General features: G+C 47.9%; 27 protein-coding genes and 1 tRNA gene. 6 read left to right on the top strand and 22 right to left on the bottom strand.

From position 1 onward, the window contains the following. Window positions 1–101 precede the first annotated feature (101 nt). Complete coding sequence (locus EV210_RS06185; RefSeq protein ID WP_132077175.1) at window positions 102–1967, top strand: sigma 54-interacting transcriptional regulator; 1866 nt, start codon at window positions 102–104, stop codon at window positions 1965–1967. A gap of 561 nt (window positions 1968–2528) precedes the next feature. Here the strand turns inward: EV210_RS06185 and EV210_RS22530 are convergent. From EV210_RS22530 to EV210_RS06145, 9 genes are all read right to left on the bottom strand, one after another. Next, entirely contained in the window at window positions 2529–2687 is a 159-nt protein-coding gene (locus tag EV210_RS22530) for a hypothetical protein (RefSeq protein ID WP_165898808.1), read from the bottom strand. Then, entirely contained in the window at window positions 2684–2842 is a 159-nt protein-coding gene (locus tag EV210_RS06180; protein WP_132077173.1) for a YvrJ family protein, read from the bottom strand. Before EV210_RS06180 ends, EV210_RS22530 begins: the two co-directional genes overlap by 4 nt. A 17-nt stretch (window positions 2843–2859) precedes the next feature. Continuing rightward, on the bottom strand, window positions 2860–3084 hold the full coding sequence (locus EV210_RS06175) for a DUF2922 domain-containing protein (RefSeq protein ID WP_132077170.1): 225 nt from the start codon (window positions 3082–3084) through the stop codon (window positions 2860–2862). 38 nt (window positions 3085–3122) lie between these two features. Continuing rightward, window positions 3123–3344: a DUF1659 domain-containing protein gene (locus EV210_RS06170; RefSeq protein WP_132077167.1), complete on the bottom strand. Its 222-nt coding sequence runs from the start codon at window positions 3342–3344 to the stop codon at window positions 3123–3125. Between the two features lie 193 nt (window positions 3345–3537). Continuing rightward, window positions 3538–4074 (bottom strand): N-acetylmuramoyl-L-alanine amidase family protein, encoded by a 537-nt coding sequence (locus tag EV210_RS06165; RefSeq protein WP_132077164.1) that lies wholly within the window; start codon window positions 4072–4074, stop codon window positions 3538–3540. A 397-nt stretch (window positions 4075–4471) separates the two neighbouring features. After that, complete coding sequence (locus tag EV210_RS06160) at window positions 4472–4687, bottom strand: hypothetical protein (RefSeq protein ID WP_132077161.1); 216 nt, start codon at window positions 4685–4687, stop codon at window positions 4472–4474. Between the two features lie 32 nt (window positions 4688–4719). Beyond that, window positions 4720–5049 carry a single-stranded DNA-binding protein gene (locus EV210_RS06155; RefSeq protein WP_165898807.1) on the bottom strand — a complete coding sequence of 110 codons (330 nt, stop codon included), beginning with the start codon at window positions 5047–5049 and terminating at the stop codon, window positions 4720–4722. Between the two features lie 150 nt (window positions 5050–5199). Next, window positions 5200–5559: a helix-turn-helix domain-containing protein gene (locus EV210_RS06150; RefSeq protein WP_132077155.1), complete on the bottom strand. Its 360-nt coding sequence runs from the start codon at window positions 5557–5559 to the stop codon at window positions 5200–5202. A gap of 61 nt (window positions 5560–5620) precedes the next feature. Continuing rightward, window positions 5621–5842 (bottom strand): helix-turn-helix domain-containing protein, encoded by a 222-nt coding sequence (locus EV210_RS06145; protein ID WP_132077152.1) that lies wholly within the window; start codon window positions 5840–5842, stop codon window positions 5621–5623. A gap of 188 nt (window positions 5843–6030) precedes the next feature. On the opposite strand from EV210_RS06145, the gene EV210_RS06140 reads away from it, so the two are divergent. From EV210_RS06140 to EV210_RS06130, 3 genes are all read left to right on the top strand, one after another. After that, window positions 6031–6378, top strand: coding sequence for a helix-turn-helix domain-containing protein (locus tag EV210_RS06140; RefSeq protein WP_132077149.1), 348 nt, complete (start codon window positions 6031–6033; stop codon window positions 6376–6378). Window positions 6379–6591: 213 nt separating this feature from the next. Continuing rightward, on the top strand, window positions 6592–6807 hold the full coding sequence (locus tag EV210_RS06135; protein WP_132077146.1) for a hypothetical protein: 216 nt from the start codon (window positions 6592–6594) through the stop codon (window positions 6805–6807). Window positions 6808–6913: 106 nt separating this feature from the next. After that, a complete protein-coding gene (locus tag EV210_RS06130) occupies window positions 6914–8080 on the top strand; it encodes a tyrosine-type recombinase/integrase (RefSeq protein WP_165898805.1) in 1167 nt (388 codons plus the stop codon). A gap of 107 nt (window positions 8081–8187) precedes the next feature. Here EV210_RS06130 and EV210_RS06125 read toward each other — a convergent pair. The 5 genes from EV210_RS06125 to EV210_RS06105 form a co-directional block, all read right to left on the bottom strand. Continuing rightward, window positions 8188–8264 (bottom strand) — tRNA-Arg (locus tag EV210_RS06125). Window positions 8265–8334: 70 nt separating this feature from the next. After that, window positions 8335–9633 (bottom strand): polysaccharide deacetylase family protein, encoded by a 1299-nt coding sequence (locus EV210_RS06120; RefSeq protein WP_132077140.1) that lies wholly within the window; start codon window positions 9631–9633, stop codon window positions 8335–8337. A 63-nt stretch (window positions 9634–9696) separates the two neighbouring features. Further along, entirely contained in the window at window positions 9697–12081 is a 2385-nt protein-coding gene (locus tag EV210_RS06115; RefSeq protein ID WP_132077137.1) for a heavy metal translocating P-type ATPase, read from the bottom strand. Window positions 12082–12093: 12 nt separating this feature from the next. Next, window positions 12094–12363: a metal-sensitive transcriptional regulator gene (locus EV210_RS06110; RefSeq protein ID WP_132077134.1), complete on the bottom strand. Its 270-nt coding sequence runs from the start codon at window positions 12361–12363 to the stop codon at window positions 12094–12096. Window positions 12364–12472: 109 nt separating this feature from the next. After that, entirely contained in the window at window positions 12473–12733 is a 261-nt protein-coding gene (locus EV210_RS06105) for a hypothetical protein (protein ID WP_132077131.1), read from the bottom strand. 85 nt (window positions 12734–12818) lie between these two features. On the opposite strand from EV210_RS06105, the gene EV210_RS06100 reads away from it, so the two are divergent. Beyond that, complete coding sequence (locus EV210_RS06100; RefSeq protein WP_132077128.1) at window positions 12819–13472, top strand: YigZ family protein; 654 nt, start codon at window positions 12819–12821, stop codon at window positions 13470–13472. 12 nt (window positions 13473–13484) lie between these two features. Here EV210_RS06100 and EV210_RS06095 read toward each other — a convergent pair whose 3' ends face one another. From EV210_RS06095 to EV210_RS23280, 4 genes are all read right to left on the bottom strand, one after another. Further along, window positions 13485–15134, bottom strand: a complete 1650-nt coding sequence (locus EV210_RS06095; RefSeq protein WP_132077125.1) for a putative bifunctional diguanylate cyclase/phosphodiesterase — start codon at window positions 15132–15134, stop codon at window positions 13485–13487. A 305-nt stretch (window positions 15135–15439) separates the two neighbouring features. After that, the gene (locus EV210_RS06090) at window positions 15440–15673 is read right to left on the bottom strand and encodes a hypothetical protein (RefSeq protein ID WP_132077122.1); all 234 of its coding nucleotides are present in this window, start codon (window positions 15671–15673) and stop codon (window positions 15440–15442) included. A 90-nt stretch (window positions 15674–15763) separates the two neighbouring features. Continuing rightward, entirely contained in the window at window positions 15764–16624 is an 861-nt protein-coding gene (locus EV210_RS06085) for a YitT family protein (RefSeq protein WP_132077119.1), read from the bottom strand. A 370-nt stretch (window positions 16625–16994) separates the two neighbouring features. Next, a complete protein-coding gene (locus EV210_RS23280; RefSeq protein ID WP_279388490.1) occupies window positions 16995–17129 on the bottom strand; it encodes a hypothetical protein in 135 nt (44 codons plus the stop codon). 441 nt (window positions 17130–17570) lie between these two features. On the opposite strand from EV210_RS23280, the gene EV210_RS06080 reads away from it, so the two are divergent. Next, window positions 17571–18020, top strand: a complete 450-nt coding sequence (locus tag EV210_RS06080; protein WP_165898804.1) for a YmaF family protein — start codon at window positions 17571–17573, stop codon at window positions 18018–18020. 499 nt (window positions 18021–18519) lie between these two features. Here the strand turns inward: EV210_RS06080 and EV210_RS06075 are convergent, their stop codons facing one another. From EV210_RS06075 to EV210_RS06060, 4 genes are read right to left on the bottom strand one after another with little or no spacing between them, the layout of a single operon-like run. Next, window positions 18520–19083, bottom strand: coding sequence for a hypothetical protein (locus EV210_RS06075; RefSeq protein WP_132077113.1), 564 nt, complete (start codon window positions 19081–19083; stop codon window positions 18520–18522). Beyond that, a complete protein-coding gene (locus tag EV210_RS06070; RefSeq protein ID WP_132077110.1) occupies window positions 19076–19516 on the bottom strand; it encodes a glycoside hydrolase family 73 protein in 441 nt (146 codons plus the stop codon). Before EV210_RS06070 ends, EV210_RS06075 begins: the two co-directional genes overlap by 8 nt. Then, window positions 19516–20040, bottom strand: a complete 525-nt coding sequence (locus tag EV210_RS06065; RefSeq protein WP_132077107.1) for a phage holin family protein — start codon at window positions 20038–20040, stop codon at window positions 19516–19518. Before EV210_RS06065 ends, EV210_RS06070 begins: the two co-directional genes overlap by 1 nt. Window positions 20041–20081: 41 nt before the next feature. Continuing rightward, window positions 20082–21827: a phage tail protein gene (locus EV210_RS06060; protein WP_132077104.1), complete on the bottom strand. Its 1746-nt coding sequence runs from the start codon at window positions 21825–21827 to the stop codon at window positions 20082–20084. Window positions 21828–21874: the final 47 nt, after the last annotated feature.

Raw genomic sequence — 21874 nt, 5'->3', positions numbered from 1 at the left:
CCGCCTTGTCTATCACTGGGCGGCTTACCTGTTGCATTTTCATCAAAAACGTTCTATAATGGCAAAAGATCGTTTCATTTTGTTTCAAAGAAGGTGAAGGAGTGTCACTTATAGCATTTTTGGCTCCAGACTCAATCATGCTCGATCGCGCTCGCGAACTATTCAGGCATCAGCATAATGACATACATATTGAGAAAGGATTGCTCAGCGAGGGAGTAAAAATAGCCGCTTCCCTCGTCAACAAAGGTACGGAAATCATTATCTCTCGTGGTGGAACCGCATCTGCCATAAGGAGTGCAGGGATCAACGCAATAGTCGTCGAGATTCCCATTACTGGGTTTGATATCATTCGCACTATTGAAAAAGCAAAGTTGCACGGACGTTGCATAGGCGCTGTTTCTTTCCCATCCATCCTGCATGGAATGGAATTTTTAGGTCCCGTGTTAGGAGTAGATATTCGACACTACCCCATACATGCTGAGAACGAGGCTGAAGGCCAGGTCCAACAAGCTATCAAGGACGGTGCCGACGTAGTAATCGGCGGTTTCATCACAGGTAAAGCAGCTGAAAAGTATAACCATCCTTTTGAATTAATTGACAGCGGCGCGGAAGGCATTCTCCAAGCTGCCCAAGAAGCCAAGCGAATAGCATTGGCACGTAATCTTGAAAAAACAAAGACCAGTCTGTTTCGGGCGGTCCTAAACTACGCTTACGAGGGGATTGTTTCAGTTGATAGCGATTACCGGATCACCTTTTTTAATCCAATCGCAGAGCGTATCACAGGTATTGACGGCAGTAAAGCCACCGGCAAACATATTACCAGTATTTGGCCAGAGCTTAACCTAGAAAAAGTCATGCTTACAGGAAAAGATGACATTGGTCACATGCTAAGAATTAACGAAGTTGATGTCCTTTGCAATAAAATCGCGATTATTGTAAACAACAATGCCGTAGGTGTTGTAGTGACATTTCAGGATGTTACCCAAATCCAGCAAATGGAAGCTCGTGTTAGACGTCGCATTTACTCTTCCGGACATGTCGCAAGTTTTCGCTTTGATGATATTATCGGCACAAGCAAGGTGCTGAACCAAACAATAGGAATGGCTAAAGAATACGCCTTGACCCGTTCCTCTATAGTAATTCTTGGAGAAACAGGATCCGGCAAGGAAGTATTCGCCCAAAGCATTCATAACTATAGCGAGCGCCGCCAAGGTCCTTTTGTAGCCATAAACTGCGCCGCTTTACCCAGCCAGATACTGGAAAGCGAACTATTCGGGTACGTGGGCGGGGCTTTTACCGGCGCCAACCAAAAAGGGAAACCGGGACTATTCGAAATAGCCCACGGCGGAACCATTTTCTTAGATGAAATCGGTGAGATCGAATATGTTACTCAGGGTAAACTCTTGCGAGTTTTGCAGGAAAAAAAAGTTATGCGCCTAGGTAGTGACAGTGTTATTCCAATTGAGGTCCGCGTTATTGCAGCTTCAAATAAAAATTTATGGACACTGGTAAATGAAAATAAATTCCGGTCTGATCTATACTACCGTTTAAACGTCCTGCAGCTTCGAATTCCTACTCTCAGGGATCGAAAAGATGACATTCCTTTATTAGCTGAATTTTTTTTAAAGGAAAACACCGGCATCATAAAACGCCACCTGAAATTGGCGCCATCCGCCGTTCAAGCACTCACCTTATATTCTTGGCCAGGCAACATAAGGGAATTGCGAAATGTTATTGAACGGGTAATAGCTGTTCACAAACACGAAAGTATTGATGCAGATATAATCAACCTGATGATCGGCGATCAACCTGATATCGGCATCAATGCCAATATAATACCTGATGAACTAGAAGAAATACGCAAAGCTCTTTCTTTAACAAAAGGAAAGTATGCTGAAGCCGCAAATATGCTTGGCATAAGCCGCTCTACCCTATGGCGCAAGCTAAAACGCTTTGGTGTAAAATAAAGCATTTTTTACAAAAACCTCTTAGACGTTCCCGCTGGAACCTTTGTAATAAGAGTTGTAGTTCTGTGATAAAATTACATCCATTAAAGTATTTTTACTATACTGAAAAGCCCCTACTGTCTTGTAAAACTGGCAATAGGGGCTTTTTGTCTAAAACGCTACCCGCAAATATATTTTTGGCATATTTCTTGCATTAGGTGTTCTTAATATCCGCTCTATTCTTCAAAAAAATCACGGGTTATAGTAAAACATTTGAGAAATTTGCCTATTTCAGTCTAACGGCGTTTTGAAGGGAGGATATTAATGTAAACTTTCCGCTAAATCAAGAGCTAGTTTAAACAATAATTGAATTGGCATACAGACAATAGCATCAGAAGGAGGAAGTAGCGAAAGCACACCGCTTCGGTGTGCTTCCATCCTTTATCCGTATGCAGTTTGCGAATTGTAATCACAGTCCAAGGACATCCCTAACAGCTTTCAATCGTTCTGGGTGCTCTTTGTCGATATCATCCGGCAGAGCGTCCAAAACCGCGTCAATAGTGACCAGCAATGTGTCAAGATTCACGCTAGCCCAACTCCTTTCTTCCGGCGCTGGGCTTTAGCTCCAGGCATAGTTTCTGCTGTCGCTTTCTCTTCCCGAATACTGATATCTATTTCCAGGTTAGTAGCTTCAATCCGCTCCTCGTCAGCCGGCGGCGGACCATAAACCGTTTTTATCATGATTTTTTCGTGACCTCCATCCTTTCTACGCAATAGCACATTTTATTTATAGCGTCGGTAAGGTCGGTCAAACGCTTCTCCAGCCTTACCAGAAGGAATAAGGCCACGACCATGGGAAAACCATAGGTCGCCGCCATGCGGGCCATTTCTTCCATGTCGTGACCTCCTCTTACTATGCTAATTCAGTAATCGCCGTCTGGCGGATTTGCGCTTCCACAGTGGAAACTAAATCGCCACCGGTGGTAGCGAAAATATTCTTGGCAATGATGGTATCCATCACCGCTTGTACTTCCGCCAATGTCAGTCCGTCTTTCGGCTCCTTCACCGACACGGTTACCGACTTACCAACCTGGTTTTGGAACACCATTTCCAGTGTTCGTGTAAGGGTATCAGCCATGTGCTAACCTCCTTTCCTGTTTTCTCTGCGCTCTTTTGTTACGCGTTGAGCATGTCGGCAGTGTCAATCCTTTGAATAGTACTGACCGCATACTTCTGCAGTCCGCCCAAGGCGACAGCCACATCAAAGATGTCCTGATCCGTGGTGGCCGGTTTGCAGGGGTAGTTTCGGGTCGCATAAACGGAGCTACCAGTGGCGCTAATGCCCGTCTGCACCTTAATCGCAATATTGCTTTCCTGGGGAACTTTTTGTACAGCCATAGTTATCCTCCTCCTTTCCTCGTTTGTTGCCAACGCAAAAGGCACACCCCGGGGAGGTGTGCCTTCTACGCCTGGAACGGTTTATGACAAGCGCGGCCTATGGCCACGCGGGTCACCAGTTGTTTGCCCGTTCCAGGAGCAAATATTTCATTATGCACTTATTATATATTCATTACGTAATATTTGTAAAGTATTAATTATCAAAATAATCTTGAATGCCGGCGACAATAGCCGTAGCTGCCGCTAATTGGCCCACATAACACATAAGCAGTCTACGCTCCTCTTCATTGGACAAAAAAGCAATCTCCACCAACGCCGCCGGGCAATCTGTTTCCCTCAGCACCTGGAAATTGGCATCCTTCACGCCCCGGTCGGTGGTTTTGAGCTCTGCCACCAGCCTGTCCTGAATGCAGACAGCCAATCTTTGGCCACGCACGCTCCCCGGATAATAGTATACTTCCGTGCCATGTGCGGCGGGATTAACAACACTGTTAGTATGAATGCTGACAAAAACGTCCGCCTGGTTGGCATTAGCCAATTCCGCCCGGAAAGCAAGATCATCTGTCTCAATATCGCCGGCCCGAGTCAATAAGACCTCGTGACCTTGCTCATATAAGCACTCCGCCAGTATTTGGCCAATTGATAATACGATATCACACTCTTGGATGCTACCGGCGCATGCTCCCGGTTCTATTGGTCCGGAGTGGCCGGGATCTATGACAATTTTCATTTTCCTTGCTCCTCTCTCTTGTGATGTGATTACACCTTATTTGCTAACTGACACATAGGCAAGGCCGCTCCGCTCAATGCCAACCAGTACTCCTAAAACGGATACCGCTCTATGCCCGGTCGTCCGCTGCTTGCGGCGTTCCGCTAACGCTGCACTCTCCTCATCCGCTCCCGTCCAGCCACCGCTAGCGCTTAGAACCGTATCCTGCCTGGCTATTATTCACCAGTCTGGCAGGGGAGCAGGCCAGGACACTCCCTTTACGCGCGCCCAGACCTGCTGCACAAGCGGTACCGGCCGCCTCCAAAAAACAGAAATAAGGTTGGCGGCCTGATTGTATCACCCATCCCTGCCCCTTCCCATCAAGGGAAGAGAAGCGCAGCCATCCGATAATATTGCCTTATGTCACCAGGGCCGCGAGGCGAAACACCTTAGCAGCGCAGCCGCAGGTCATTCGCTTATCCCGCCACCCTGCCGCCCTGTATCGGTCACCGCCTCCGCCAATATCCCCGCTGCAGCCGCGCCCGGCACACGGCTGTGACATAAGGACATTATCCGACGTCTGCGCACCGCTTGCGCGGCAGCGTCGCCCTGGCTCCTTATCCACCGTGCCCACCCCTGCCCCTCCCGTGAACCGGGAGGGAAATATTACCAACCAGGTCTGGCCAATCCCGGCTTGTCCAAAAACTCAATATCCCGGACCACCACTTCGGTTACCTTCTTTCGCTTCCCATCCGCTCCCTCAAACTGCCGCGTATGTAAGCGTCCCTCAATTGCTACCCTTCGGCCAATTTTTCCCTCCTGACCAATGAGCTCTGCCAGCGTATCCCAGGCCACGCAATCAATTGCATCCGTTTCCTCCCGCACCTTGGTTTTAAAAGCCACCGTGAGCGAAAAGAAGCAAACCGCTTTGCCACTTACGGTATACCGCATGTCCGGGTCCGGAGATAAACTTCCCACCAGAAAGACCTTATTCATGCCAACCCTCTCCCTTGTTATGTACATTGTCACATGCTCTACTACTATTATTGGTTTACGTTTAGAATCGAGTTTACGTTTAAATAATGTATTCAACTTGCCAATCATAATGATTGGCAAATCCGGTTTTGCCATTCCGCTTGTCATTCATTATGATTGGCAAAATGGTTTCACCAATGCCAGGCGTGGCTTATCCACAGGGTTATTAACAGTTTTATCCACAGGCTTAGTATTCATGGGCTGCAGTTCATAATATGGCGCTAACCGGCCAGGGCGGGGCGTATGAGTGAGCAGTCCGGCCGTTATCAGTTCTGTCCGTGCCCGAGACAACGTAGCATAGCTATAGCCCAAAAGCCCTAGCAGTGTGCTGGCAGCTACCGTTAACTGAGGCGGCCAACCGGCCCGGTTAAAAAGATGCATGAGCACTCCCCACAAGGCCTGGGCTTCACTCGATAACGGCCGTACCAGCAGACGGGCGTAAAAATAATTGAGCTCGGCAATGTAATTCACGGCCCCGCCCACCTCCACCGGTCAAAGACAACTTTTTCTTGTTTATCCCGGCGTCCCGGGTTCATGGCAGGATGCGCTTTAAACTGGCCGTATCCACGCCCACCTTGGCGCTGGTTCGACGCCGCAGCCACTCATTGGCGGCTTCTACATGGATTAAAAAACGGTTACCTTCTTTGGATGCCGGAAAATCCGGCAAATAGCAAAACTCCCGTACTCGGTTCTGACCGATGCCGGTCATGGCCGCAAATTCCTTGACCGAAACTACCAGTTTGGTGTTTGTCATAGAAGATCCCTCCCATAAAATAAATTAATGCAATACAATCATTGCATTATGTACTAATTATAGGAGATGTTTTTCCATTTATCAATACATTTTGTACTTTTATATTTACAAATCGCACTTTTAGATTTACAATGTGGGTAGTAACCCTTTTACAGATGTGTGCAAATTATTGAAATGGTGTGTGAAATATGGGTAATAAAGAAATAGGCAAACGCATCCGCGCCGCCCGCCAGCAGCTCCATATGTCCCAGGATGATCTGGCCAAGGCGATTGGCGCTGGCAACCAGTCCACAGTGGCCAGTTGGGAGCGTGGCCGTACGGAACCGGACGGTGACACACTGGCCCGTTTGGCTGGCCTTCTCAAAGTCTCGACCGATCATCTGCTTGGCGTCGACTCGGACGTATTGTCCTTGCCGGCTGACGTGACCGACCTGGCCAAAGACATTGCTAACCTGTCACCGGCTGACCGTGCCGTCATTGAAAAGTTTGTGGCGGCCTTGAAAGCGGATGATAAATCGAAAGTTGTCCCTGGTTAACCGGTGGATTCGTAATTATTGGTATCCCGGCGGTAAGAGCCGGAAATAGAAAAGCGGCCGAGTGGCGGCCGCTGATGTAACTGCTGGATGAAAAAGACTAAAGGACGGTGTGTGAACATGGTGCATGAGGTCAAATGCCTGCGTGCCTCCGGAACGCCGCCTTAATGCGGCGATATGCCCCGGACCAATCATGACCAAAGGAGGTGTGTGAACATGAAAAAAGGCAATTATGGCAATGGCAGTATCTATCGTCGTCAGGACGGCCGCTGGGTGGCTGCCGTCTGCAGCCGCGACCCCGCGACCGGGAAATCCATCCGTCGCTATGGCTACGGTAAAACCAAACTGGAAGCGCTGCAGAAGAAAATGGAGCTTCTCGTCATGAGAGAAGAACCTCTCGTCACTTCCGGCCTGATCGTCCGATTAATCTAGGCTGTGCCAGTAATTCGTTGCAACCCGCATGCGGTGGCAACGGGTTATACAACAACTGCGCGCAGCGGCCCTTGCCACCGACAATACTGTAAGGTGGTGTGTGCTCATGGCTAAACGGGCCAATGGCGAAGGAACGATTTGTAAACGTAAAGACGGTCTGTGGATGACAGCCGTCGTGCTCGGTCGCGATGCCGAAACCGGTAAACTGATCCGTAAATATTGCTACGGCAAAACCAAAGGAGAAGTGCAACTAAAAAAAGAGGCCCTGCTCGAACAGAGCAAAGGACCTGTCTTTGTCGATGCCGACAAGATCACGGTCGGCCAGTGGGTGGAAAAATGGCTGAACATCTATGCCAAGGCCAGCGTCAGGGCCAATACCTTCATTGGTTACCGGTCTGTGGTAAAAAACCATATCCTGCCCCATCTTGGCACTATTAAACTGCAAAAGCTCAAAGGCATCGATATTCAGAATATGGTCAATGAGATCAAGGCCAACGGCGGCGGACCACGCCTGGCCGAACTGGCCTTCACCGTACTACGCATTGCTCTCAACAAAGCCTTTAATGAGGAAATTTTGCACCGGCTGCCATTTAAAACGGTAGCCCTGCCGAAAAAGCGTAAGAAAGAATTTAAACCACTGACGGAAAAGCAGTGGGCTCGCCTCTTCTACGAGGCCCGAGCAGACGCGGAAATGTATACCGCCCTATTGCTGGAATGGGCCACCGGTATCAGTATCTCCGAACTATTGGGCCTACAGTGGCCAGACTTCAATTACATGGCTGATAGCGTCAGAATTCAACGAGCTGCTATTATCACCGATAACGGACCGGCCATCGACGACACAAAAACGGCTGCCCGCCGGCGCGTCTTGCCGCTGCCGGAAGTCGCCATCCTGCAAGTGAAGCAGCACCAGGCACAGCAAACCGCTACTATTCAAGCTAGCAGCCTGCCCTGGGAAGATAACGACCTGGTATTCCCCAATCCCTATGGTAAATTGCAGGACCCGCGTAGCTGGTCCAAAAAGTTCAAGCGCGTCGCCAAAGCGGCGGGCATTGAAATTACCTTCCATAAACTCCGGCATGACCATGCCAGCCGTCTATCAGAAAACGGCGTCAGCATCAAGGACGCCCAATATCGCCTCGGTCACAGTACCACACAAATGCTTCTCAATGTCTACACCCACAGGATGTCCGGCGGACAGGAAAAAATCGCCTCATGGCTCAATACCTCCTTTCCTGCCGCAACGATTGAACAGGAAGCACCACTTAATTAGTGTTTTAAAAAATGCAGTTTCCGCCGCGTTGTTGTACGGTTGTTGTAAAACTGCTATGAAAACGAAAAAAAGAGCTTTACGAATGATCGTAAAACCCTTTACATAATTGGCGACCCCGGCAGGATTCGAACCTGCGACCTTTTGATTCGTAGTCAAACGCTCTATCCAGCTGAGCTACGGAGTCATTTATTATGTTGTCTCGCTCGGTACTCATTTAGTATACAACTATATCACTACTATGTCAACTAGGTTTTTTAAGTTTTTTTCAAAATATCACTGATCGTTACACATTGATACCCTTGCGCCTGTAATTGAGGTATCAACTGTCCTAATGCAGCTACGGTATTTGCGCCATGCAAATGAAAAAGCACAATCGAACCGTTCGTTATATTCCGCATAATGCTTTCCACCATTTGTGAACTCCCGACTCCTGTCCAGTCGCGGCTGTCAACATTCCAGAGTACCATCGCCTGATAGCCCCGCTCTTTGAGCACATCACTTGTGGTACTGTTAAAATCGCCATAAGGCGGACGAAAATAAGGTTTCATTGGTTGTCCGGTGCTTTGCTGCAGTGCCTCTTCACATGTCTGGATTTGCTGTTCGACTTCACCTCTGGTCATCCGGGTCAATTGGGGGTGACTGTAGGAGTGGTTGCCGATTTCATGCCCTTCATCGATGATCCGCTTTGCCAGTTGTGGATTGGCTTCCATCCAGTTCCCTAATAAAAAGAAGGTGCTTTTCACGTTGTACTCACGTAATACTGCCAGCAGGGCAGTAACCTGTGCTGTGTTTCCGCCGTCATCAAAAGTAAGCGCTACTGCTGGCCGCGGAAGTGCCCGGAAATACAGGATCTGATAAGGAAGCACCTGTACTTTGGGCGGTACCGGCTCCTCCTTTTTTACTTTGCTTAACATTTCGCTGACTGTCACAAACCGGTAACCGGCATTTTTCAGCTCACCGATGATCGCAGGCAGGGCTGCAACAGCTGCTCTGGCCTGCATGTTGACATTAATAATGCTGCCATTGCCTGCTGAGCTGAGCACCCGCTCCAGAACAGCCTGCGGCGTAGTCAGCATCCAGTCGCCTGTATCAATGCCCCGCACAACAGTTGCTTCCGGCTGATAATCAGCTGCTGCTCGAAGAAAATTGTCTTCATAATAACCGAAAGGCGGTCGGATCAGCTGCGGCTTACCCCCCAGTTTCGCAATACTGTCGCCTGCGCTGATTAACTGCCGCTTAATTTCGGCCTCTGGGCTATCCCCCCAGTATAGGGGCTCTAAACCATAATTGCCGAGTTCATTGCCTGCTCCCATTAGGGTACGCACTAAGGTCTCATTTTCTATTGCAGTCTTGGCGGGAATAAAAAAAGTCGCCCTGGCCCCCTGCTCTTGCAATATCCGAGAGGCCTGGGCGACTGTATCCTGTTCCTGCGCATTTTCAATCGTCAAGGCAATCAGCTTTTCACTGGTCGGAATTTGATCCACTACTGCTCCGGCAAATACAGGACTGCAAAACCATAATAGATAAATAACGCTGATAACCACTAGTCTCACGCTGCCATCTCCCTTGAGGAATTTGTCCTTTCCAGTTTATGGCACGCGTCTTTAAAATAGACCTTAGATTTTTATCCGTTTCAGTCTGAGCGCATTGGTTACAACCGAGACAGAGCTGAACGCCATCGCTGCCCCGGCCAGCACGGGCGATAAGAAGCCGGCTGCGGCAACCGGTATTCCCAAGGTGTTGTAGAACAACGCCCAGAATAGATTTTGCTTAATATTCGCCATTGTTTTGCGGCTCAGTCGTATAGCCGAAACAATCCCGTTCAGGTCGCCCCGCATTAAGGTAATATCGGCCGCCTCAATGGCAATATCCGTTCCCGTGCCGATAGCAAAGCCCACATCAGCGGTCGCCAGAGCAGGAGCATCATTAATACCGTCCCCCACCATTGCCACAATTTTGCCCTCGCGCTGCAGGGCGGCCACCTTATCTGCCTTGTGCTCCGGCAGCACTTCCGGCAGTACATGTTCAATACCTACCTGAGCAGCGATATAGCGGGCCGTCCGTTCATTATCACCGGTAATCATCCACACTTCCAAGCCCATTTTTTGCAGTTCTGCCACTGCCTGAGCGGAGGTTTCCTTCACCGTATCGGCAACTGCCAGCAATGCGGTCAGCAAACCGTCAACCGCCATGAGCATCACCGTTTTCCCCTGTGCTTCCAGCTTGTTCATCACTTCACCGTGTTCCTCATAGGCCACGTTGCGTTCCATCATTAGCTTGCGGGTACCGATCAGCAATTGCCGGCCTTTCACCACAGCTTCCACACCGTGTCCGGGAATTGATGCAAACTGCTCCGGTTCTTCCAGCTTGATCCCCGTATTTTTACCATAGTTGACTACGGCCTGGCCCAGCGGATGTTCGGAATTTTTCTCGGCCGCCGCTGCCACCTGCAGCAGTTCTGCTTCTGTCATGGTACTGACCGCAATAATATCGGTGACTTCCGGTTCGCCTTTGGTTATTGTACCGGTTTTATCGAGTACAATAGCGGTCAGCTTATGCGTATTTTCGAGGTGCTCAGCGCCTTTGATCAGAATACCGTTTTCTGCCCCTTTTCCTGTTCCAACCATGATGGAGGTAGGCGTGGCCAGCCCCAGCGCACACGGGCAGGCAATGACCATAACTGCCGTAAAGTTAATCAATGCCCGGGAGAAATTGCCCGGATCGAGAATAAAGTACCATGCCAAAAATGTGACCGCAGCAATAGCAACTACGGTTGGCACAAAATAGCCGGAGACAATATCCGCAAACCGCTGAATAGGTGCCTTAGAGCCTTGCGCCGCCTCAACCACGCGGATAATCTGCGCCAGGGCCGTATCTCTGCCCACTTTTGTAGCAGAAAACTTAAACGTGCCAAATTTGTTGATCGTTGCTCCTATGACACTGTCGCCTGCTTTTTTATCTACCGGCAGGCTTTCCCCTGTCAGCATCGATTCATCCACTGCCGACATCCCTTCGGTAATAACGCCGTCGACGGGAATCTTCTCGCCAGGCCGTACAATGATAATATCGCCTGCCAGAACTTCCTCTACCAGAATATCCAGCTCCTGCTCTCCGCGGACTACTCTTGCCGTTTTGGGCTGCAGTCCAATCAGCTTTTTGATTGCTTCTGAAGTTCGTCCTTTGGCAACAGCCTCCAGCATTTTTCCAAAGATAATGAGGGTGATCAGAATTGCCGAGGCCTCAAAATACAGCTCATGCACGCCGCGCAGCAAATTGGCTACGCTGTAAAAATACGCTGCCGAGGTACCTAATGCAACCAGCACATCCATATTGGAACTGCCGTTTTTCAGCGCCAGGAAGGCCCCCCGGTAAAACTGCCAGCCTGCACCAAACTGGACGGGAGTAGCTAATGCCAGCTCCACATAAGGATTCAGCATGCCTGTAAGGTTGGCCGAATGCAGCAGCATTGCCGCCAGCAGGGGAAAGGATAGCAGCGCTGAAAAGATCAGCCAGAACCGCTGCTTCTTTACCTCCTGCTCACGCGTCTTCTGCTCCTGATCCTGTTCGGCCCGGCTGGCGACATTGTGCGCACCAAAGCCAATTTTTTCAATAGCAGCCTTAATCTCAGCCGGCGTCACTTCCGCGCGGTTATACAGGACAACCGCTTTTTCCGTAGCCAGATTTACCGTTGCCTGCACAACGCCCGGCAGCTTTTGCACGACCCGTTCAATCCGGCCTGAGCAGGCGGCACAATGCATCCCGGTAATAGCAAATTCGGCCTTATCGGTAATGGCCGAAAAGCCTAATGCTTCTATTTTTTCAATAATAGCGGCAGTTTGCACTTTGGCCGGATCAAAGGAAACCGTCACTTTCTCTGCGGCAAAATTAACCGCCGCACTGTCCACGCCGTCCAGCTTCGCCAATGATTTTTCAATACGGTTGGCACAAGCAGCGCAGCTCATACCGCTTACCTTCAGCGTTGTTGTTTGTTGCTTGCTCATAATCCCCCCACCTTATTTCGAAAATTTACGGACCACATCGATCAGCTCGCCAATCGCATCATCCGCCCGATCCTCTTTAATCGCATTTACAACACAGCTTTTCGTATGACTTTCCAGAATCAGCAGGGAAACCTGATTCATAGCCGCTCTGGCTGCCGTCAATTGCTGCAGAATATCCACACAGTACCGGCCATCATCAATCATTTTGTCTATTCCATTTATTTGACCGCTGATTTTTTTCAACCGCAGCTTTAATTCCTGTTTTTCTTTCTTATTGAGCATAAAAACCCGCCTCTCATTCTATACTGGGGTATAGTACCATAGTAATTCTATCACTCTGATTTGTCAACTCTTCAGCAAAAAAAGAACTGTCCGTAAACCGGACAGTCTCCTAGCCTTGCTTATGGGGGCAGCCGCAGGAGCCGCCTTTATTCTTGCCGCAGCTGCAGCCGCAGGACTTTCTGCCGGTCTGGGCCTTAGCCCATTCCTCGGCTTCTTCAGCACTGGCAAATAAGCCGCGGCCTTCCTGGGCCCGTAATTTTTCCGCAGTCTCGGGCCGGTATTGAGTCAAGTCTATCTGATCCACATGGTAATCGGCAAAGGAACCGTCTTCATTGACGGCAAAGCTTACCATCCATTTCCATTCAGCCATACTTACACGCTCCTTGCAGCATATTGTTATTCCTATTGTGTTCGAACTGGTGTTAATGTATCATAAAATCTGAGGTGTCAAGAAAATGGTAACGATCTATCATACTGTCCGCGGCTACGGCCAAGCGGAGCTGGAGATTAATAAGTCACGGTTTATTGCTTATGTGGACCGTGTAACAACTGAAGAAGCTGCTCTGGCTTTCATCGAAAAAATCCGCAAGCAGCATTGGGATGCAACCCACAATTGCGCCGCCTATATCACCGGCGAAAACGACCGCCAGCAGAAAGCCGACGATGACGGCGAACCATCCGGCACTGCCGGCAGGCCCATTCTGGAGGTCATAAAAAAATCAGCACTGAGTAATACGGTAGTGGTCATTACCCGCTATTTCGGCGGGATTAAGCTAGGTGCAGGCGGTTTGGTACGCGCCTATGGCAAGAGTACTACCCAAGGCCTGGCGAAAGCCGGGATTGTGCAATGCCAGCTGCATACCCGCATGGCCGCAAGCTTTGATTATGCCTTGCTTGGTACAGTGGAGAATAACCTGCGCAATCAGCAGGTTCAAATTGCCGACAAGCTTTTTACCGAACAAGTTACCCTGATCATTCTGGCTGCAGCCGGTGAGGAAGATCAATTAGCAGCAAAATTGAATGACTGGACAAGCGGCCGGGTGAAAATCGAGCAAACCGGTAATGAATACGTGGAAACAAATGTATGTCTTCCTGGCCTGAACGGCTAGGAAGACCTTTTTTTACAACCATTTAATTTCATCCGGCAATACCGGACGGCCAAACAAATAGCCCTGCATTTCAATACACTGCTGCTGCTTAAGAAAAGACGCCTGGTCCTGAAGCTCAACACCTTCTGCCACAACTTTTAATTTTAGATTCTGCGCCAGAAAAGCAATGGTGGTGACAATGGCTGCCGCATCAGGGTCAGAAGTAATATCGCGAGTAAAAGACCGGTCAATTTTCAGCTTAGACACAGGAAAATACTTTAAATATCCAAGAGAGCAAAAGCCGGTGCCGAAGTCATCAAGGGCAAAGCGAATGCCCATCTCCGTCAGTTCCTGCAGTGTTTTAATGGTAAATTCCACGTTCTGCATCGCAATGCTCTCGGTAATTTCTAATTCAAGCCAGGCTGCATCCAGCCCGGTTTCTGCCAAAATCCGTTTGATGTCTGCAACTAATGTCGGCTGCTGGAACTGCCTGGCGCTTAAGTTCACCGCCATGGTTACTGGTTCCAAACCTTGTTCCTGCCATTTTTTGTTTTGCCTGCAGGCAGTATACAGAGTCCATTCGCCTATCGGCACTATCAGGCCGGTCTCCTCGGCTATGGGAATAAACTCATTCGGATATATCAGGCCTTTTTCGGGGTGATTCCAGCGCAATAAAGCCTCTACGCCAATCACCTTGCCTGTGCAAATATTGACTTGCGGCTGGTAGTGAAGCACAAACTGGTTTTCGGCCAGGGCCTGGCGCAGGTTCGCCTCCGTCTCCAGGCGGTACAGTGCGTCAGCATACATCGCCGGAGCATAAAATTGGTAAGAATGTGTCCCTTTCTCTTCGGCCCGGTGCATGGCAGTGTAGGCATTTTTGAGCAGTTTTTCCGCATCATCCCCATGATCAGGGTACATAGCACTGCCAATAGTCCCGCTGATATACAAATGATGTCCGATCACCACCCATGGCTGGCGCAACTTGTCCAAAATCTGTTCGGCAATTTGGGCAACTGCATCAGCAGTAATGTCGGTCAGCAGCAAGGCAAATTCATTTCCCCCGACCCGGGCAAGAACATCCTGTGCCCGCAGGTTCTCTTTCAAGCGGTCCGCCACTGTATGCAGCAATTGATCGCCCACATTATGGCCATAAGTATCATTTATGTTTTTCAACCTATCCAAATGCAGGTAAAGCACGGCTACCATTTGTGATTTATGCCGGGCCTGGGCAATCGCCAGGCGCAGATGATTGAGGAAAAAAGTGTGATTAGGCAGGCCGGTCAGCAAGTCGTAAAACAGCAGCTGCTGCACCCGCTCACCGAGAACCCTCTTTTCCGTAATATCACGAAGGGAGATTAACTGGGCATCTTCTCCCTCCCAGGCAGAGCCGGTTACCCTGAGTTCCGCCACTCTTGCCTGTCCGTTGGCAAGCTGAATTTCGGCTTCCGTCACGCCCCCCTGATGAACCACGTAGGTAAAAGGATTACCAATCAGTTCTTCCCGTAGTTTCCCTAGAATAGCTTCTGCTGCAGGATTTAAATACCGGATGATTCCTGCACGGTCAATTACGACGATTCCATCGGCGTTATTCTCAATAATATTAAAAAAACGGGCTTCACTGCGTACAAGCTCATAGGTACGTTTTTCTAATAATTTTTCAACCGCCGTTTTCCTTTTTAGCATACATCCGCTCTCCTGTCAGCAAAGGTTTTTGTTGATGCAGCAATACTCCACTTATCGATCTATAAGCCTGCATTGTAAAACACCATTGGCTTCAACCTTGCTGGCAGCAGCAGTACAACAACAGCTACTGCCTGATAGAGATTTGCATTAACCCGTATATCCTAACACCGCATTACCGGCATATTATTCTATATTGTAACTTCTCCTCAGGTGGTTGTAATTCCTGCACTGCATTTTCCCGCAATCGAAATAAAAGAAAACTCCATAGCCAAGCATCGCCATGGAGTTTTTTACCAATTTTTTCTTTATTTGTGGGTACCGCCCAGCATGGAGGGGCCGATGACGACTCTGTCTACCATGCGAAACCGTGTATCCTCCAGAGCTTGCAGCGCTTCTTTCAGCAAGCGCAGCTCTTCTTCCAATACACCTTGCGTATAACCGTATCCACTGAGCTTATGAATGGCTTGCTCAAGCTCATTAATCTTTGCATTAAACTCTTTATGCTGCCGTACGATCTCCAGACCTGATTTAATATCCATAACGTTCACGATCCTCCCACGCCATGTACTAAATCTAATGTGGTTGACTTACGGCATTCTTATACACTAATATCGATCTTTCTAGCCATATTAGTGAATTGCTCTCTTTTTCACTCTGCCGCCCAGGACATCATGCACTTCATTGATTGTCACAAAGGCATGCTCATCTTTTTCATAGATAATGGCCTTTAACTTCGCTACTTCCAGCCGGGTGATCACCGAATACAGCACCTTCTTCGGTTCCCGGGAATAGCCGCCCTCACCATGCAGAATGGTAACGCCCCGCCCCAGACGGGCCATTAATGCATCCGCTATTTCCTCAGGGTTATCAGTAACAATCATGACTCCCTTTGATTCATCAAGACCTTCAATGGTAATATCAATAACCTTGAAGGCAATAAAGTAAGCCACCAGGGAATACATGGCTTTGTTCCAGCCAAATACCAGCCCTGCGCTGCCAAGAATAAACAGGTTGAAGAACATAATAATTTCACCGACAGAAAAGCCGGTTTTTTTATCGAAAATAATTGCCACAATTTCCGTTCCGTCCAACGATCCGCCGTAACGGATAATGAGTCCTACTCCCACACCGATTGTGATCCCGCCGAATACGGCTGCCAGAAACAGATCATTCGTCATCTGCGTTACCGGCCGCAGCACCGCCACCCAGTAGGCTAAGGAAATAACAGAAAACAAAGTCGCTATGGTAAAGCTTTTGCCGATCTGCATATACCCCAGGTATAAAAACGGCAGGTTTAAGACAATCAAAAAGGCACTGAGCGAAAAACCGGTAATATGGCTCAGCATAATAGAAATACCGACGATTCCGCCGTCAATGATTTGATTGGGCACCAAAAATTCTTCTACGCCAACAGCAGCTAAAATAGATCCTAAAAACAGCATTACATATTTGCTGATAAGCATGGTAACCTTATTGCGTTTCTGTGGCATAACATCGCCTCCTCCTCCAAAGTTATATTATTTGCACCACCTCTGCTCAAGCAGTCATGGATAATATAAGTTGCGCAGCCAAATTAAAGCTGCCTTCAAGAGTGGTTTTATGAAAAAGCGTAACATATATGCGAAGAGAAGCTATTGGGCTCAAAAATAAAGAAAAGAGCTGCCGCATGCAACTCTTTTCTGTGAAACTTCACTACTTTTTTCTAACGTGTCTGACCACAGTCATTACCAGTACAAGAATCACCAAGCCGTCCAGAGTAAGCTGAGACCACTCTCCCGTTCCCTCTCGTACCAAAAAGTAAAGTAAAGCCATGCATACAAACAATATATCTGACATATTCTTTTGAACCTCAGTCCATCATTACTTGCCCCGTCCACTCTTTCTCATCGGCATTTTATTATTGGACGTCGTTTTCATTTTGCCTGCTTTGGCAAAGTTTTGTTTATTATTTTCATTCGCTTTTTTCTTCTTCTCCAGCAGTTGCGCTAAATCCACCTGGTATTCCTCCTTTTAGCTTTACAAACACTATGGGTCGTGTACATTATTTCGCCGTTTCTGTATTTCTATCCTGCAATTCGTTCCTGCACTTTCGCACAAATCATAAAAAAATATAATTTACCATAAAGACAACCGGCATGGTAAAATTATTCTTTGGACAATCACCAAAATCCCCTCGTGCTACATACCATACAGTAGTTAGATATGAAGGAGGTTATTGTGATGAGGTTTGGCGGTTGTGGAGGAAACAATGGCAGTTGGGTAATTATTGTGATCATCATCATTATCCTGCTGCTCGGTTTTGGCGAAGACGATACCACTTTCGATTAATAGATACGACAAAACATATACATGCAAAAGCACTGCCGGTTTAACGCAGTGCTTTCGCTTTTTAAAGCGTCACACCCTTTACTGCCCTTGAATAGGATAGAGGAGGAGGTGATTACCATTAGTGAAGCAAGACCGAAAAAACATCCCAAGCCCACCCCGGAACGAGAAAGTAACAGCCACGTGCACATGTTTATTACCATGACAGATGTCACGTTAAAACACCAGCACACGGTTGTCGGCACAACCGGGCCAGCTTTAAAGTACCGTGATTCCCATGTGCACCGCATTAAAGTCCGGACATCTTCCGCGCCTGAGAGCTACAACTGCCACTGGCATTATGTTGAAGATACGACCGGTCCGGCTATGGAAACCCCGGACGGTAAACACACGCATTATTTTAGCGGTGAAACCAGCCGCAATGACGGGCATAAGCATTGCTACAGCACGGTAACGGATACTTCGCCGGACTGTGAGGACTGCGAAGAAGACTATGACGACAATGAGCATGACTGTGATTGCGAGTGTGACTGCGACTGTGATAAACACCACCATCGCTAACAGCAGCCAAAACCCCTTAAGACCACGGGCCTTAAGGGGTTTATTAGTTGCATTTATTTAGTTCAATAGAGAAAATACCGAATGACCAATACTATAAATAGTTAAAATTGCCGCGATCAATACGATCGGGTATTGGAGCACATTTTTCACACGAAACACCTCAAATAATGTTATTGCACCAGAGACATAAACAAGCACTGTATCTATATTGTGGATTTATTTGTAAACTTGTTGGCTTTATTATAACTTAACCACAGTAGTTTGTAAATATATTTTAATACTCAATTGTAATTTTTATTCATATATGGAAAATATTTGAATATACTTATGTATAATAACAGATTTTACGCAGTAGCGTCAATCTTTTCTTTGTAAAAAGCACAGCTGAGCAAAACTGACTGGGGCATAATACTTACTATATGCTGCAAATTGAGAATATGACTCATTTTTTCGTTAAAAATGCAAAAAGAGGGTATGAGCAAACGCTCATACCCTGCTTTTATTTGAACCGGATACCGAAACCGGCTCCGTAATGTTCGCCATTCGTTGTGCTGCCAATATAGCCGGTAAGTGTATTGGTAAAATTCCTCTTAAGCCGTATTTCGCTGCCATGGTTGGACCAGCCTAGCTCCAGTTCATTGGGCTTATCCAGGTTCGCTTTCTCCACTGCCCATTTCAGGCGCTCCTTCTCCAGCTCAGCGTTCAAGCGCTGGTTGAACAACTCCGTCAGGTCTACCTTTGCCTGCACTTCCTGCGTAACCTGGACAGTGCCGTTTTGCCCCAGCGTGACTTGCGATGTGCCCGAACCTTTCAGTTCATATTCCTGGCTGTTGACGACTACATAGACCTTGTTATCCCGGTTGACCAGCCGGGTAACCTCACCGGGCTGCTCCGGTTCTACCAGAGAATATTCGGCTTGATTTTTCGTTTCGCTTTTCACCTCAAGCGGCGGCAGCTGTTCATAGGTTACTTTTGTCTCAATACGGGGAAAGAAGCAATAAATCAAGCTGGCCCCTGCCACACAGCCCAGTATAAAGCAACTAAGCACTCGCCAGTTAATCATCATACTGCTCCAATTCATTGGCAGCAATTGTTGCGCTAATATCCCTGGCATAGCGGGGATTAGTCGCATAAATGGGCGCCATGGTTTCGACAAAAGCCTCTCTTGAGGAACAGTCTACATTATTGACATACACCGGCTCTTCCGTCAGCAAGATGCACCAGTCCTCAATGGCTTCCTCCAACGAGTTATATAATTTAAATTTATCGACAATCGTGACCAATTCATCATCGTAATATTCTTCCGTGACTACTTCGGTGAACAAGTCACCATCAACTGCTTTCCTGCCAAAAATATTATAGTCACCGATCGTATAGCGGCCCCAGCCGCTTTCGATGGCCGCCTGAGCAATGCAAACACTGGCATACAGCCGGTAGCGGCTGCAGATTGTCTGCGCCGCCGGTGCCAGCCAACTGACAAATTCTTCTGGTGTCATTATTTCAACCCTCCCAGCTTGGACCGGATGAAGACAAGCAGCGGCTCCAAGCTCTGTACGCCGGAGTCGCGCAGGTTCTCGATAATACTGACTGCCTCGGTGGCAGCAAGGTAATACCAGGCTGCCTTCAGAAAAATTCCCTCGCCGCCTACCATAACATCCACATGGACGACGGCGGCAACTAAAATCATATACAAAATGATTTTCCCGGCAAACTTCGTTTTCATCATCTCCGACGTGATGTATTTATGATTAAAGGCATTAGTCATACTCCGGGCGCATTGCCAGAGACCGGCCTGTGCCTCACATACTCCCTGATCGAGCAAGTAACGGTAGGACAACGCCAGCCACTTTGTTGCCAGATCAATCAGAATCAGTACCACAAACGCCATCAGCGCGGTGCCGTGACTGCTGAAAATAACGGCCAACAAACCTGCCACAGATATTTTTGCCAATGCCACATCGACAAGTGAGTGTGCAGCTCCCTTAGCTGCTTTGAAAACGCTTTCTGCTATTTCTCCCAAAAATATCCCTCCCAATAAAAATAGAGCCCCGAGGGCCCTATTTAATACCAGACTCTAAAAACATACGCCCATTTAGCAACTGTCAATACCGCTATTGTCCCCGTTGCTTTATTAAAGGCTCTAATACCCCCATTGTTTATTTGTATTGTTGATGTTCCCAGGGCAGGGGTAAGCGGGGCATAAGCCTCAGAACCTGATCCTAATGTACATATATTTATTGCATAATCGCCTACAGAATAGCCAGCTTCCGCATTTATGCATTTTAAAAGCACATCACACCTGCATTTTAAAGGGTCTATTGCCAAACCATGACTAACTATCATTGATGTATTAACTACAGGTGTATACTCTCCTGATACCCACACCTTAGTACCATATCCACTATCTGCTTTATCAATTTTGGTATTTATCTGGTTTGCTAACGCAGTAACATCAACTGCGCCTTGGTTAGTTGCGACACCAAATGCTTTTACACAATAGAGCATAGCTACGCTTTTAGGCCGAGTCTCATCTGCAGTTCTTGCAGCACGCGAAAGATCAAATCCTATTAGTTCGGGACCAGGAGCACTATGATCGGATGAACCGCCACTGTTTGGAACAATTGCATAGAATGGACCTGTTGGTGTATTATCACCAGCTGCTTTAGCTCCAAATTGGCCTATAACATTTTGCATTGCATCCTCTTGCCAGGCTCCAGGCGTTCTAGTAGCATCTGAACCACGAACAAAATCTACAATTCTCGGCAATCGGAATGTTGTGCTTCCATCCCCACTAGAATACGCTCCTACTGAAGATTGTGCTGCCGCTTGCGCTTGCCACGCTGTTTCAGTTATTAGTGGGGCATTCGCTTGTACCCACGTCCATAAATCGGGATAAGCAGAACGACTAACCAAAGATCCTTGATCTATCCGCAGGCAACCTGCTGGTGGTGTATTAGCCAAAATCGCAAAGGTAAATCCAACGGGCATACCTGTTGTGACAGTAGTTGCTATAGAAGCGTTTCCCGATCCATCAAAGGTTGTTGCACCTGTAACATCACCTGTTAGGGTAATTGTTCTTGTTGTCGCCAATTTAGTCGCTGTTGCAGCATTACCTGTACAGCTATCTGCCATAACAGAGGTAACAGGTATTGTTATATTTCCACTGCCGTCGAAACCTGTTGCCGTTCCCGTAACTTTTCCGTTTAAAGCTATTGTCCTGGCAAAAGCCAATTTAGTTGCTGTAGCAGAATTGCCAGTGCAATTTGCCGCCGTAGTTGCGCTTGTTGCATTTCCGGTACAAGCTGCGGCCGTAGCAGCAGCCGCCACAGTACCGGTCACCGCGATCGTCACCCGGTCATTTGTCGCATCCGGTGTTAAACTAATGTTATTTCCAGCTACGAGTTCCAAAGTATCGGCAATATTATCAGCCTGTATTGTTGTACTACCAACCAAGACATTACTAAATGCATTTTGGTTGACTTGAGCACCTGCAGCAATTCCATCTAATTTAGCCTTGTCCGTATTACTCATAATTCCATTACTTGATGTAGTTGCGATATTATGTGTATGGCTAGCAGAAGCAAAAGCGCTTGCATCCAGCCCATCCAGCTTATCAGCATTTAAATTTGTATTGACTGTTCCATTTGAAACCGGAATCTTACCAGATGCATTACCAGCAGAAATGCCATTCAGCATTCCTGCATTCACCACTTGCCCGGTTGCGAGCCCTGCTAATTCATCACGAATATCTGCCGGCCCCTGTGCGATTGTCTGCGTATCGGCCGGTTTAAGTCCTGTATATCCCAAATTCTTCACTCCCTATCTAGAACATCTCCTAATCCTGTAAAGCACTT

Source organism: Anaerospora hongkongensis (genome assembly GCF_004339805.1).
GTDB classification, from domain to species: Bacteria; Bacillota; Negativicutes; order Sporomusales; family DSM-15969; genus Anaerospora; species Anaerospora hongkongensis.
The sequence above is the reverse complement of the archived record's forward strand: the minus strand, read 5'-3'. Positions and strand labels throughout refer to the sequence as shown.

What these genes read in the sequence shown, in the direction of transcription:
- EV210_RS22530 (WP_165898808.1), bottom strand. Translation starts at nt 2,687, where the DNA reads ATGATAAAAACGGTTTATGGTCCGCCGCCGGCTGACGAGGAGCGGATT.
- EV210_RS06180 (WP_132077173.1), bottom strand. Translation starts at nt 2,842, where the DNA reads ATGGAAGAAATGGCCCGCATGGCGGCGACCTATGGTTTTCCCATGGTC.
- EV210_RS06175 (WP_132077170.1), bottom strand. Translation starts at nt 3,084, where the DNA reads ATGGCTGATACCCTTACACGAACACTGGAAATGGTGTTCCAAAACCAG.
- EV210_RS06170 (WP_132077167.1), bottom strand. Translation starts at nt 3,344, where the DNA reads ATGGCTGTACAAAAAGTTCCCCAGGAAAGCAATATTGCGATTAAGGTG.
- EV210_RS06165 (WP_132077164.1), bottom strand. Translation starts at nt 4,074, where the DNA reads ATGAAAATTGTCATAGATCCCGGCCACTCCGGACCAATAGAACCGGGA.
- EV210_RS06155 (WP_165898807.1), bottom strand. Translation starts at nt 5,049, where the DNA reads ATGAATAAGGTCTTTCTGGTGGGAAGTTTATCTCCGGACCCGGACATG.
- EV210_RS06145 (WP_132077152.1), bottom strand. Translation starts at nt 5,842, where the DNA reads ATGACAAACACCAAACTGGTAGTTTCGGTCAAGGAATTTGCGGCCATG.
- EV210_RS06140 (WP_132077149.1), top strand. Translation starts at nt 6,031, where the DNA reads ATGGGTAATAAAGAAATAGGCAAACGCATCCGCGCCGCCCGCCAGCAG.
- EV210_RS06135 (WP_132077146.1), top strand. Translation starts at nt 6,592, where the DNA reads ATGAAAAAAGGCAATTATGGCAATGGCAGTATCTATCGTCGTCAGGAC.
- EV210_RS06130 (WP_165898805.1), top strand. Translation starts at nt 6,914, where the DNA reads ATGGCTAAACGGGCCAATGGCGAAGGAACGATTTGTAAACGTAAAGAC.
- EV210_RS06115 (WP_132077137.1), bottom strand. Translation starts at nt 12,081, where the DNA reads ATGAGCAAGCAACAAACAACAACGCTGAAGGTAAGCGGTATGAGCTGC.
- EV210_RS06110 (WP_132077134.1), bottom strand. Translation starts at nt 12,363, where the DNA reads ATGCTCAATAAGAAAGAAAAACAGGAATTAAAGCTGCGGTTGAAAAAA.
- EV210_RS06105 (WP_132077131.1), bottom strand. Translation starts at nt 12,733, where the DNA reads ATGGCTGAATGGAAATGGATGGTAAGCTTTGCCGTCAATGAAGACGGT.
- EV210_RS06100 (WP_132077128.1), top strand. Translation starts at nt 12,819, where the DNA reads ATGGTAACGATCTATCATACTGTCCGCGGCTACGGCCAAGCGGAGCTG.
- EV210_RS06095 (WP_132077125.1), bottom strand. Translation starts at nt 15,134, where the DNA reads ATGCTAAAAAGGAAAACGGCGGTTGAAAAATTATTAGAAAAACGTACC.
- EV210_RS06090 (WP_132077122.1), bottom strand. Translation starts at nt 15,673, where the DNA reads ATGGATATTAAATCAGGTCTGGAGATCGTACGGCAGCATAAAGAGTTT.
- EV210_RS06085 (WP_132077119.1), bottom strand. Translation starts at nt 16,624, where the DNA reads ATGCCACAGAAACGCAATAAGGTTACCATGCTTATCAGCAAATATGTA.
- EV210_RS06075 (WP_132077113.1), bottom strand. Translation starts at nt 19,083, where the DNA reads ATGATTAACTGGCGAGTGCTTAGTTGCTTTATACTGGGCTGTGTGGCA.
- EV210_RS06070 (WP_132077110.1), bottom strand. Translation starts at nt 19,516, where the DNA reads ATGACACCAGAAGAATTTGTCAGTTGGCTGGCACCGGCGGCGCAGACA.